Genomic DNA, 12926 nt, shown 5'->3' on the forward strand with positions numbered 1-12926 from the left:
GTGGAATACCTCACAGTCGTGTGAAAGATTCGATGTCGGGCAGACTTGGCGCATGCGCGCATCCGTCATCGTGGTCAACTGGCGGCAACCCGATCTGACACTCCGGGCGCTCGACGCCCTGGCTCGGCAGGTTCCCTCGCACGGCTTCGAGGTCGTGCTCGTCGAGAACGAGGCGAGGCCGGGCGGCACCGACGTCATCCGGCGGGCCCACCCCGAGGTGATCGTGGTCGAAGAGCCCACGAACTCGGGCTTTGCCGGGGGAGTGGCGCGGGGCATCGCGGCAGCGACCGGCGACGTGATCGTGCTGGTCAACAACGACGCCGTGCCGGATCCTGGATTCATCGCCGCGGGGCTCGCCGCCCTCGACGCCGCGGGGCCCACCTACGCGGCCGTGAGCGCGGCCGTGGTGCTCGAGGGGCTGTTCGCCTCGACCGGTACGCCGGGCCCGCACACGCTCGTCGGTCTCGACTGCGCCCTCTGGGCGAGAACCGAGGATCCGACGCGCGGCACCGCCGTGATGAACGGCACCGGAATCGAGATGACGCGTGACGGCAACGGCTACGACCGTGACTGGCTCGCGCCGGCCGACGACGTCTCGTCGCGCTCCGACCCCTTCGGGTTCTCGGGCGGAGCGGCCTTTCTCCGTCGCGACGCACTCGAAGCGGTCGGCGGATTTGACGACGACCTCTTCATGTATTACGAAGACCTCGATGTCTCGTGGCGATTTCGACTGGCCGGGCTCCGCATCGGCTTCGCTCCTGAGGCGCGGATCGTGCACCGGCACGCGGGTAGTTCGTCGAGCGGCTCAGAGCTCATTCGACACCAGAGCATCCGCAATCGGCTCGCCGTTGTGCTGCGGAACGGGAGTGCGACGTTCATCACTCGAGTCGTGCTTCGAACGCTCGCACGACTGGTAAAAGACACGCTTACTCCCGGTCAGGCCTATCTTTCGCGGGACGCGTGGCGCGGGGTGCTGCGCGAGCTGCCCGGGCTGGTGGCAGGGGCTCGACGCAAGCGGCGGGCGGACCGGATCCTCGGTTTGCGCCGCCGTGAGGTAGAGGACCTGCTCGGCTGACCCTTGGCGAATCCTGAGTGCGACCTTGGTGCGAGCCGAAGAATCGTCCCCCATCGCGCCCCTATCGGGGGACATTCCGGCCCTGGTGCATGTGACTCGTGTGACTTACGGTGGAGAAGTCGAGTGCTCGTGAGCACCCTCCACGCGGACGTTCGGGCGTCCACGATCAGCGTGGAACCGCCGATGGCGGCGGGTTCAGCGGGGTTCGATCCATAGCCAGATGCCACTCGGGAGGCACCCCTTTGCTTACGTACCCCACCGTCGCGTGCGCGACATCCGCGCGCGCCACGGCGCCGACGTCCGGCCGCCGACGATGACGGCCCCGCGCCGCGCCACCCTTCGGGCCGTGGTCGGGGTGACCGCCGCTGTCGCCATCGCCGCCTCGGGCGCGCTGCTCGGCACCGCTGCCGTCGCCGCGACCCCCACCCCGGCGCCGAGTGTCGCCGCCACGGCCCCGGCCGCTGCGAGCGGCGGCACCACCGCCGACGCTGCCGCGACCGCCGAGCCGACCCCAGCTTCGACCACCGAGCCGACCGCAGCCCCCGCCGCGCCGTCCTCGGGCGGCGCCACCTCCGACGCCGAAGCCAACGCGGCCGACGTGGTCGACGGCTCCGCCGCCGACACCGACCCGTCGCTCGCCGTTCAAGACGCCTCCGGCAACCACACGATGGGCTCGTCGCTCGCCGAGACCGAGGTCGCGCCGACCCAGCAGTTCCGGGTGCAGTCGAAGGCCGCGACGACGAAGTCCGTCTCGGGCGCCTCGTCGTCGAACATCAAGGGCATGGACGTCAGCGGCTGGCAGACCAGTGTCAACTGGGCCTCCAGCTACAAGCAGGGCGCCCGCTTCGCCTACGTCAAGGCCACCGAGAACACCAGCTACAAGAGCTCTCTGTTCAGCTCGCAGTACAGCGGCGCGCGCAAGGCGGGCATGTACACGGGGGCGTATCACTTCGCGCACCCGGGCGAGACCTCGGGAGCCGCGCAGGCCGCCTACTTCGTGAACAACGGCGGTGGCTGGTCGGCCGATGGCAAGACCCTGCCGCCGCTCCTCGACCTCGAGGCGGGCTGCTGGGGCCTCAGCCAGGGTCAGATGATCTCGTGGATCAAGGCCTTCTCCGACAAGGTCAAGAGCATGACGGGCATCACCCCGGCCATCTACACCGGCTACTACTGGTGGCAAGACTGCACCGGCGGAAGCAAGGCGTTCAGCGCCAACAAGCTCATGATCGCGAACTACGGCCGCGAGCTGTCGCAGGGGCCGTTCGCCGTGCCGGCCAACTGGAGCGACTGGACCATCTGGCAGTACTCCTCCACCGGTCCGTTCGCCGGCGACTCGAGCGTCTTCAACGGCTCGGCCGCGGCACTCAAGGGCTTCGTGCTCCCGTCGTCGCTCGTTGCGGCCGCTCATTCGCCGAAGGGCAACGTCGACCAGATCAGCACCGTGCCCGGTGGCATCCGGGTGCGGGGATGGACCCTCGACCCTGACAGGAAGGGTTCCATCACCACTCACATCTACGTAGGCTCCAAGGTCGTCTCCGTCAAGGCGAACAAGACCCGGAACGACGTGGCGGCACAGTATCCGTCATGGGGCGCCGCGCACGGCTACGACACCGTCATCCCGGTCGCGAAGGCCAGCTACAAAGTGTGCGCCTACGGGATCAACGTCGGCACGGGCGGCAACACCCTGCTCGAGCCCTGCGTGACCAAGAAGTCGATGGGCCTCAACCCGGTCGGCGTCATCGACTCCGTCACCACCACGCCGACGACCGTGCGGGTCAAGGGCTGGTCGTTCGACGGCGGCACCGCGTCATCGATCAAGGTCAAGGTCGCTGCTAACTCCGTCTCGAAGACCGTCACCGCCTCCGTCGCGCGCTCCGGGGTGGCCTCGGCCTACCCCGCCTACGGCGGCAAGCACGGTTTCGACGTCACGCTCACCGTTCCGCAGGGCACGCCCAAGGTCTGCGTCACCGGCGTGAACGTGGGCAGCGGGAAGAACGCGACCGTCGGATCCTGCGTCCGCGCCACAGTGAACAACCTGCCCCGGGGCAGCGTCGACAAAATCGTCGGCGGCAAGGGCACCGTGACCGTGTCGGGCTGGATGGTCGACACCGACACTCCCAAGACGGCGATCCGCGGCGCGCTGCACGTCGGCAAGATTCATTCCTACTTCGCTGCCGGGAACACCCGCAACGACGTCGGGCGCAAGTACCCGGCCTACGGGGCGAAGCACGGATTCTCGTCGACCGTGAAGATTCCGAAGGGCAAGAAGCACGTCTGCGTGTACGGGATGGACTCCAGCAAGGGCAAGAACCCCGTGCTGAAGTGCGCCTACGTCACCGTGAAATGATCACCGCCGCACGACGCCTCGTCGCACTCGCCGTCGCCGCGAGTGCGGCGGCGGCGCTGCTCACCGGCATCCAGTTCGTCTCGGCGCCGAGCCCCGCCGAGGCGCTCTCCGGTTCGCAGTTCGATGCCGGAAACATCGTGAGCAACGCGGTCTTCTTCGACTCGGATGCTCTGAGCGAGGCGCAGATCCAGACGTTCCTCGCCGGTAAGAGCGGCACCTGCTCGAACACCCGGTGCCTCGACATCCTGACGACGACGACCACCAGCCGCGCCGCCGACGCCATGTGCGCCGCGTACGCGGGCGCGAAGAACGAGACCACCGCGCGCATCATCGCGAAGGTCGGCCGCGCCTGCGGCATCAACCCCGAGGTGCTGCTCGTCTCGCTGCAGAAGGAGCAGGGGCTCGTCACCTCCACCGCGCCCTCGACCTACGCCATCGATCGCGCAATGGGATACGCCTGCCCCGACACGGGCAGCGGCTGCGACCCGGCCTACGCCGGCATCTACAACCAGGTCTACCGCGCCGCCTGGCAGTTCAAGCGCTACGCGAACCCGGCCGGCACCTCCAAGTCGTTCACGACGTACACGCCCGGCACGACGGTCGCCGTGCGCTACAGCCCGAGCTCCCCCTGTGGCACCAAGAAGGTGACGATCGCGAACCAGGCGACCGCGAACCTCTACTACTACACGCCGTACACGCCGAACGCCGCGGCCCTCGCGAACCTCTCCGGCACCGGCGACAGCTGCTCCGCCTACGGCAACCGCAACTTCTGGGTCTACTTCTCGAACTGGTTCGGTTCGCCGACCGCGGGCACCCCCGCCAGCGGCACCCCCGCAGCCCCCGTGGCGACCACGACCGGGCACGTCGACAAGGCCGTCGGCGGCATCGGAACGATCACGCTCAGCGGGTGGGCCCTCGACCGCACGAGCACCGCGTCGATCTCGGTGTCGGTGGCATACGGGGCGTCGACGAAGACGCTCGTCGCCTCGGCCGTGCGGGCCGACGTCGGCAAGGTATACCCGGACTCCGGCTCGAAACACGGTTTCTCGACGACCCTGGCGGCGAGCCCCGGCAGCTACGACGTCTGCGTCACCGCAATCGGCGTCAACAAGGCCGCGAAGCTCGTCTCCTGCACGCCGGTCACGGTCGCCGACCCCTCGCCCTTCGGCGCGGTCGACGTGGTGCGAGCGGCGCCGGGCGGGATCCTCGTCTCCGGATGGGTCGCCGACCCCGAGACCACGTCGTCGATCCGGGCGCGGATCGCCGTCGACGGTAAGACGGTGCGCACGCTCACCGCGGGCAACTCGCGCCCCGACGTCGCCAAAGCCCACCCCGCGGTCGGAGCCCTTCACGGCTTCTCGACGGTCGTGCCCGCCACGGAGGGAGCGCGCCGGGTGTGCGTGACCGGCGTCAACACCGGACGAGGATCCGACACCCCCGTCGACGACTGCACCACCGTCGCTGTCCTTTCGTCGTCGCCCCGCGGAACGATCGAGAAGGTCACCACCACGCTCCGAACGATCACCGTCTCGGGCTGGGCCATCGACGCCGACACGGCGAAGTCGATCGCCGTGTCGATCGGGGTCGACGGTTCGCGTCTCGCCAAGGTCACCGCGTCGGCTGCGCGCCCGGGTGTCGCGACGTCGTACCCGGCCTACGGGGCCGCGCACGGCTTCTCGGCCACCGTCACGGTGAAGCCCGGCACGCACACGCTCTGCGTCGGCGGGATCAACCAGGCGGGCACGGCCGGCACGAGCGGGCACATCGCCCCCTGCCGCACGGTGACGACCGACACCAAGCCGAAGGGTGCACTCGACTCGGTCACGGTGTCGAAGAAGGCCGTCACGGCGAAGGGCTGGGCGTTCGACCCCGACTCGGTCGCAACCTCGATCAAGGTCGACGTCTACATCGACGGCAAGGGCTACCGGGTGCCGACGTCGGTCGCACGGGCCGACGTGGCGCGCGTCTACAAGCTGCCCGGAGCGCTACACGGGTACACGCTGGCGAAGACCCTCGCGAAGGGCAAGCACACGATCTGCGCCTACGGCATCGGTGCCGACAAGGGCGCGAACACGAAGCTCGGGTGCAAGGCGGTCGTGGTCAAGTAGTGCGGCCGGGCGCTCGATTGGCTCAGACCCGCATACTCGGCTCAGACCCGCATACTCGGCATAAACAGCACGCCTAGGAGGCGGGTTTTGGCCGGCTGTGCGGGTTTGTGCCCGTGTGGCGGGTCTGTGCCGCTGTGGCGGGTCTGCCCGGACGCGATGGTGCAGCGCAACAGGCCCGGGTCGCGCCGGGGGTCAGCGGGTGCGGCTGGATCCTGTGTTGGCAGCGAGGTTCTGCCGCCATGAGCGCTTGCGGGCCGAGATCGTCGCGATCGCGACGAACAGCATGAGTGTGCCCTCGAACAGCGGGTAGCTCTCGGCGATCGCGGTCACGGCGATGAGCAGCAGCACGAGCGCCGGCCAGGTGTACGCGACGATCGGGTGCGCCGAAGCGGTCAGCCAGGAGCGGGTGAAGGCCAGCGCCCCGGCGGCGAGGAGCATGACGAGACCGGCGAGCCCGAGCTGGAACCAGGTGTCGAAGAACGCACCGAGCCCGGTCTCGGAGACACGGCCGCTCACGTTCGTCAGAGTCGAGAACGGGAAGACCTCGGTCGGCCACTGACCGGCGAAGCCCCAGCCGACGAGACTGTGCAGCGAGATGAGCTCGCGGATCTTTGCCCAGAGCTGCAGCCGCACGTCGAGGTCGGAGGTCGCACCGATCGCCGAGATGAGCCGCCGCCTCGCGAGGTAGGCGAGCACGAGGCCGAGCACCACGAGGACCGCCAGGATCACCTGCAAGAGTGCGCGGCGCTCCGGCGGGCTCTGCCGGAGGCTCCGTAGCGCGATGGCAGCGATCACCAGTGCGAGGACGGCGATCGAGGTCACCGGCGAGCTGGCGAACGTCAGCGTCAACAGGGCGAGCACCCCGGAGGCGACCCCGACGCCGAGCGTGATCGACCGGGTGAACCACTCGACCGCGAACGTCACGAGAGCGAGCGCCGCCAGGAACCCCAGGTAGTTGCGGGTGCCGGCCACGCCCTGAATGGGCCCGCCCTCGGCCAGGTTGCCCTGAATACCGAGGATCGCGATCGGCTGATCGATCAGGATCCCGGAGAGCACTTCGAGAGACAAGGAGACAGTCAGCAGGATCCGCAGCGCATCGCCGGTGGCCCGGATCAGCTGAACCAGGTCGCGGCCCAAGGCCAGATACATGCCGAGCGCCCCGAAGGCGAGCGCGTAGATGACGCCGCCGATCGTGACCCAGGTGTACTGGCTCCAGAACGACGAGAGGAAGAAGTAGGCGAACAGTGCCATCAGCGACACGGGCAGGATGCCGTGCCATTCGATGTGGTGCCGAGCGCCGAAGAGCGACAACCCCGCCAGGAGCACCAGCGTGACCAGGATCGCGATCGAGCCGGGCCAACCGATCAGCGCCCGGACGGTGTGGATGCCGAGGGCATACAGCAGGATCGCGACGGTGAGCACCTGGCTGAACGATCCGCCGGCGGAGAAGCCGATCCATGCCGACAGGTAGCGACGCAGGGGGTCGCGGGTCGAGCCGGGCATGGTCACGCCCTCATTGTCTCAGGTACGCCGTGCCTGCAAATTCGAAGGAGATTCTGCGGGCGATGGGCCCGGATCCGCATGATCTCGTTGCGCGGGCGAGGTTTTTCCTTCAAATTCGGCAACGGCCGCTGGGCTCAGCCACGACGAGGGGATCAGTCGGCGGCGCGGACGACCGTGGCATCGGCGGGGACGACCGCCTCGCCGGGGCGCGTCCACCAGCGGAAGTTGTCGACCCGGGTGGCGTAGCTGACCAGCACGAGCAGCGCCCAACCCCACTCGACGTTGAGCCGCGACTCGCCGATCCCGTGCACGATCAGGATCGAGAGCAGCAGGAGCGGCAGCAGGTCGAGGGTGTTCCACGGGGCCGGCTTGCCGACGCCGAGCATGCGTCGATCGGTCGCCCACCACCACGAGCGCGCCGCGGCCGTGACCAGCACGCCGACGAAGAGCGCGAGGCCGATCCAGCCGAGCTGGAAGAACATGTCGAGGTAGGCGTTGTGCGCCTGCAGGTAGACGACGCCCTTGATCTTGGCGAGACCCTTAAACGGTTCGAGGTAGGGCTGCCACCAGCCGGTCCAGCCCCAGCCCACGACCGGGTGCTCGACCGCCAACTTATAGACCTTCGACCAGATGTAGCCGCGGCCCGTGAGGTCGCTGCTCTTGCCGAGCAGGCGGAGGAGGAGCCCCCAGCCGAGCGAGAGGGCGAGCGCCGCCACCCCGGCAAGCGCGAGAGCCAGGACGCCGACGAGCCAGCGTCGACGGAGGGGGACCCTCCGGGCGAGAACGGCGAAGCCGAGCACCACGGCCACGACCGCGAGGCAGGCGAGCACGGTCGACGACCGGGTCAGGGCGAGGGCGAGGATCGACGAGGCCAGGCCGTACCAGGCCGTGCGCCGGTCGATGACGCGGCCGTGCGCCTGGACGGCGGTGACCACGAGGGCGTACAGCGCGAAGATCGCCAGGAGGTTGCTGTTGCCGGGTAGCCCCTGGATCTGGCCACCGGAGAAGAGGGCGTCGCGAGTCCAGAAGAACGCGGCGGGGTGCGGGGGAGTGCAGTCGACGTAGATCGGGCAGAACGGCTGCCGGATGAACACCGCGACGACGAGCTCGAACACCAGCGAGAGCACGACGACCGTGCGCAGGGCGCGACCGAGGGCCTTCACGATGCCCGTCCACGACGTGGTCGCGACGATGGCGACGGGCGCGATCGTCGTCGCCAACTGGGTGCCGACGCCGAGCAGCGAGCCCACCCGGTACTCCGACCAGACGAGCGAGACGACCATCCACAGCAGCAGGAGAGTCAGGAGAGCGGGCACGCGCGAGAGGCGGGGCGGGTGACGCACCAGGATTACGACCGCCCACGCCACGAGCGCCGCGCAGACGACACCCCAGCCGGCCCAGTTGATCGAATTACGCAGCGGATCGCCGCCGAACAGCACGAGGAAAGCGGCGGTCGCGAAGGCGGTCCGCTCGGTCGCCGGCTTGGCGAGACTCGAGTCGACGCGAGGAAGTGGGCTAGCGACGGCCATGGCGGTAAGGCTAGTCGTTCAGCGCCGCCCTCTGCGGCGTTGGTACCGTGGTCGAACCGCCCGGTGGGCACGCTCGCGTCTGTGAAGACGAGGAGCCAGCGGATGCACCGCCACGAGAGTCACAAGAGGAAAGCCATGTTTCTAGCCATCACCAACGTTCCGCGCGACTACGCGTGGGGTTCGACGACGGCGATCTCGACGCTGCTCGGCCGCAAGCCGTCCGGTCGCCCGGAGGCCGAGCTGTGGCTCGGAGCCCACCCCGGTTCGCCGAGCGTCATCGTCAACCCGGCAGTCGTCGACGGAGCCGACACGCTGGCCGACTGGATCGCCGCGCAGCCTGATCGGACTCTAGGATCCGGGCGCCGCTCACTCCCCTTCTTGATGAAGGTGCTCGCCGCCGCCAAGCCCCTCTCGATCCAGGCCCACCCGACCCCGGAGCAGGCTCGTGACGGCTTCGAGCGCGAGAACCGCGCCGGCGTGCCGCTCCAGGCAAGCGAGCGCAACTACAAAGATCCCTTTCCGAAGCCCGAGATCATCTTCGCGCTGAGCGACACCTTCGACGCGCTGTGCGGCTTCCGAGCGCTCGCCGAGACCCGCGCCGACGTCGACGTGCTGGCCAGGGCCGGCGCGTCTGATGGCGGTGCTGGGTCTGACGCCTTCGACGAGCTCCGCGCCCACCTCGCCGAGTCGCTCGAGGCGACCGTCGCCTGGCTCTTCGACGGTGAGGCCGCTGCCGGCACCGTCGCCGCGGTCGGTTATGCCGCAACCGCCGCCGTGGCCCACGAGTCGGAGTCAGGCGTGCCCGTGTCTGCGACCATCCACACCATCGCCGACCTCGCCGTCGAGTACCCGGGCGATCCGGGCGTCGTCGTCGCGCTCCTCCTCAACCGGGTCACGCTGCAGCGCGGAGAAGCGCTCTTCCTCCCCGCCGGCAACATCCACGCCTACCTCGGCGGCCTCGGCATCGAGCTCATGGCCCCGAGCGACAACGTGCTGCGCGGCGGACTGACCCCGAAGCACGTCGACGTGCCCGAGCTCCTCCGCGTGCTCGACTTCGACGAGCTCCCCCTGCCGTACCTGAAGCCCACCGAGGCCGGCGCTGGCGTCGAGCGCTTCGACCCGACCGGTGTCGGGTTCGCCCTGCTGCACGTGCAGCCCGGTGAGGCGGGTGCGGTCGTCCAGCTCGGCGGGCCGTCGATCGTGCTCGTGACCAGCGGAGAGCTGCACCTCAAGGGCCAGGACGGCAACATCAAGGTCGGAGCCGGCGAAGCGGTTTACGTCACGCCCGACGAGTGGCGCCTCGCCGTCACGGGGTCGGGCGAGGCGTTCGTGGCGACTGCCGCGTAGCGGATCGCGGCGTCGGGCTGGTAGCGGCCGGGCCGGATCCTGATCTCTGCACTGCTCTCTGGGCACAGCTGCTCGGTCTGCAAATTTGAAGGAAAAACGCGCGGCGGGCAATGGAGACATCAAGATCCGGCGGGGTCGGCTTCGCAAATCTCCTTCGAATTTGCAGCGGCCGCACGCCTACGACGCCAACGCGGAGGCGAACGTTCGCCGGTACGCGGTCGGCGTCGTCTGCAGCACGCGCGCGAAGTGGTGCCGAAGCACGGCCGCCGATCCGAACCCGGTGGCCTGCGCGATCGACTCGAGCGTGTCGTCGGTCGCCTCGAGCAGCTGCTGAGCGCGCAGCAGTCGTTGCCGGTTGAGCCAGGCCCCGGGCGTCGTGCCCACGTCGGCGCGGAACCGCCTCGCGAACGTGCGCGGTGACATCAGCGCGCGTCGGGCGAGTTCGTCGACGGTGAGCTCGCGGTCGAGGTGCACGAGCATCCAGTCCATGACACCCGCGAGCGAGTCGGAGCAGCGCTCGGTGATCGGCGCTGCGATGAACTGCGCCTGGCCGCCGTCGCGCTGCGCGGGCGTGACCATGCGGCGGGCGATCGCGTTGGCCGGCCCGGCGCCGAGCTCGCGCCGCACGAGATGGAGGCAGGCGTCGATCCCGGCCGAGGTGCCGGCGCTGGTCACGATTGAGCCCTCGTCGACGTAGAGCACATCGGGGTCGACCGTGATGGCCGGGTACTGCGCTCGAAGCTCGTCGGCGTGCATCCAGTGGGTCGCCGCCCGCCGCCCGTCGAGCAACCCGGTCGCAGCCACCACGAAGGCTCCGCTGCAGATGCTGAGGATGGTCGTGCCGGCCGCGTGTGCCCGCCCGAGAAAGCCGAGGTAGGCCGGGTCGACGTCTCCCGTGCCGTGCGCCGGAACGACCACGAGGTCGACCCCCTCGGCCCGCTCCAGGCCGTCGTCGACGACGAGGTCGAAGCTGAGGCTCGTTCGAACCCGCCCCGGGTGCGCGGTCACGACCCGGAAGTCGAATGCGGGGCCGCCCGTGTCGCGCCGGTCGATGCCGAAGACCTCGCACGCGACGCCGAACTCGAATGGCGGCAGACCCTCGACGGCGAGGACGGCGACGGAGCGGAGCATGGTGCCTCCAGATTCATGAAGCGGGAAGTGGCGGATTCTCGATGACACCACGAATCCTGCCACAGGACACCCCTCGCCCACAGCCAAGGATCCGATAGCTCGTCACGATAGGTTGGCCACCATGGCTTGGTTGGTTACCGGAGGATCCGGGTACATCGGTTCGCATGTAATTCGCGCGTTGGCAGGGGAGGGGCTGGATCCTGTGGTCCTCGACGATCTGTCGAGCGGAATCGAGTCGTTCGTGCCGGATGGCGTGCCGTTCGTGCGCGGGACGATCCTCGATCAGGCCCTGGTCGAGAAGACCATCGACGACTACGGGGTCACCGGCGTGATCCACGTCGCCGGCTACAAGTACGCCGGGGTCTCGGTCCAGCGGCCGCTGCACACCTACGAGCAGAACGTGACCGGCACGGCGGTGCTCCTCGCCGCGATGGCCGCCAAGGGCGTCGACCGGATCGTCTTCTCGTCGAGCGCCGCCGTCTACGGGGTGCCGCCGACCGACGTCGTCACCGAAGACACACCGAAGTCGCCCGAGTCTCCGTACGGCGAGTCGAAGCTCATCGGCGAGTGGTTGCTGCGCGACCAGGGCGTCGCGACCGGCCTGCGCCACACCAGCCTCCGCTACTTCAACGTGGTCGGGTCGGGTGAGCCCTCGCTCTACGACGCGAGCCCGCACAACCTCTTCCCGCTCGTGTTCCAGGCTCTCCTCGACGGCCGAGTGCCCAAGATCTTCGGCGCCGACTACGCCACCCCCGACGGCACCTGCGTGCGTGACTACGTGCACGTCTCCGACCTCGCTCTCTCGCACGCCGTCGCGGCGCGCAAGCTCGATGCGGGCGAGACTCTCGAGCCCGCCTACAACCTCGGGTCGGGCGACGGCTCGAGCGTGAAGCAAATCATGGACGCCATGGCCGAGGGAACGGGAATCGACTTCGAGCCCGAGATCGCCACGCGCCGCGCCGGAGACCCCGACCGGATCGTGGCCGAGGGCGTGCTCGCGGGCCGCGACCTCGACTGGAAGATGCGCCACACGCTGCTCGAGATGGTGCAGAGCGCCTGGGCGGCACGTCAGGCGGCCGAGTAGCGGCGGCTGTTGGGCTTGGCGGCTGGGGGCTGGCGGCTCCTAGCTCGCAGCCCGATCGGCTCGCGCGCGCTGCAAACCAGATCGCAGCGACGCGAAAGTGCCGAAATCGGCGCCGACAGGCCAATCAGACGCCCGTTTGGGCACTCTCGCGGGCAACCTCGGCGGCCTGGCAGACGTACCCCGGCATGTCCCCGCAAATGCGGATCGCGACACGCCCGAGACTCAAATGACCCTCATTCAGCGGTCGAGCCTTTTATGATGCTCGACTTGACGTACCCCTAGTTACACCGGTGTAATTACGTTGTTGCGACCAACCGGGAAGCAGCAGCACCGAGGGGAGATGCGCAGTGGCCATTCACAATGGGGCACACGACTTCGAGTCGCCTGACCAGCGGCACCCCGACGCCCAGCGTCACCTCGACAGCCGGCGCCACCTCGAGGCAGCGGCCGACGAGCTCCTCGCCGGAGGGCGTGCGTCCGGCTCGATCGTTCCCGACAACTGGCACATCGACCCGGTTCAGCTCGGCGTTCCCGGTGTTCGTCGTCCCGTCGTCGACGAAGAAGAGAACCCCCTCGCCTGGCAGGCCGACTCTCTCTGCGCTCAGACCGACCCCGAGGCCTTCTTCCCCGAAAAGGGCGGATCGACCCGCGACGCCAAGAAGATCTGCGCCACCTGCGACGTCAAGTCGCAGTGCCTCGAGTACGCCCTGCAGAACGACGAGCGCTTCGGCATCTGGGGCGGCCTCTCCGAGCGCGAGCGTCGCAAACTCCGCAAGCGCGCGTAACCACACGCCGCGGTTGC

The 12926-nt window shown here is 69.0% G+C and carries 9 protein-coding genes; 6 read left to right on the forward strand and 3 right to left on the reverse strand.

Going from position 1 to position 12926, the window contains the following annotated elements:
• Window positions 1-52: 52 nt before the first annotated feature.
• From EDF39_RS08620 to EDF39_RS08630, 3 genes are all read left to right on the forward strand, one after another.
• Window positions 53-1075 (forward strand): glycosyltransferase family 2 protein, encoded by a 1023-nt coding sequence (locus EDF39_RS08620; protein WP_158613193.1) that lies wholly within the window; start codon window positions 53-55, stop codon window positions 1073-1075.
• Window positions 1076-1340: 265 nt separating this feature from the next.
• Window positions 1341-3422, forward strand: a complete 2082-nt coding sequence (locus EDF39_RS08625) for a GH25 family lysozyme (protein ID WP_123942120.1) — start codon at window positions 1341-1343, stop codon at window positions 3420-3422.
• Window positions 3419-5530 (forward strand): hypothetical protein, encoded by a 2112-nt coding sequence (locus EDF39_RS08630; RefSeq protein WP_123942122.1) that lies wholly within the window; start codon window positions 3419-3421, stop codon window positions 5528-5530. Before EDF39_RS08625 ends, EDF39_RS08630 begins: the two co-directional genes overlap by 4 nt.
• A 192-nt stretch (window positions 5531-5722) precedes the next feature.
• Here the strand turns inward: EDF39_RS08630 and EDF39_RS08635 are convergent, their stop codons facing one another.
• The gene (locus EDF39_RS08635; RefSeq protein WP_055959382.1) at window positions 5723-7039 is read right to left on the reverse strand and encodes a hypothetical protein; all 1317 of its coding nucleotides are present in this window, start codon (window positions 7037-7039) and stop codon (window positions 5723-5725) included.
• Between the two features lie 146 nt (window positions 7040-7185).
• Window positions 7186-8562, reverse strand: a complete 1377-nt coding sequence (locus EDF39_RS08640; protein WP_123942124.1) for an O-antigen ligase — start codon at window positions 8560-8562, stop codon at window positions 7186-7188.
• 135 nt (window positions 8563-8697) lie between these two features.
• Here EDF39_RS08640 and manA point away from each other — a divergent pair, with 135 nt between their 5' ends.
• Window positions 8698-9909 (forward strand): mannose-6-phosphate isomerase, class I, encoded by a 1212-nt coding sequence (manA, locus tag EDF39_RS08645; RefSeq protein WP_123942126.1) that lies wholly within the window; start codon window positions 8698-8700, stop codon window positions 9907-9909.
• 177 nt (window positions 9910-10086) lie between these two features.
• On the opposite strand, the gene EDF39_RS08650 is transcribed toward manA, so the two are convergent.
• Window positions 10087-11040, reverse strand: coding sequence for a helix-turn-helix domain-containing protein (locus EDF39_RS08650; protein WP_123942128.1), 954 nt, complete (start codon window positions 11038-11040; stop codon window positions 10087-10089).
• 121 nt (window positions 11041-11161) lie between these two features.
• Between EDF39_RS08650 and galE the strand changes: the two genes are divergently transcribed.
• Complete coding sequence (gene galE / locus EDF39_RS08655; RefSeq protein WP_123942130.1) at window positions 11162-12124, forward strand: UDP-glucose 4-epimerase GalE; 963 nt, start codon at window positions 11162-11164, stop codon at window positions 12122-12124.
• A 506-nt stretch (window positions 12125-12630) separates the two neighbouring features.
• The gene (locus tag EDF39_RS17620; protein ID WP_055962080.1) at window positions 12631-12909 is read left to right on the forward strand and encodes a WhiB family transcriptional regulator; all 279 of its coding nucleotides are present in this window, start codon (window positions 12631-12633) and stop codon (window positions 12907-12909) included.
• The last annotated feature ends 17 nt before the right edge of the window (window positions 12910-12926 follow it).

The sequence above is a fragment of the Frondihabitans sp. PhB161 genome (genome assembly GCF_003814635.1).
GTDB lineage: Bacteria > Actinomycetota > Actinomycetes > Actinomycetales > Microbacteriaceae > Frondihabitans.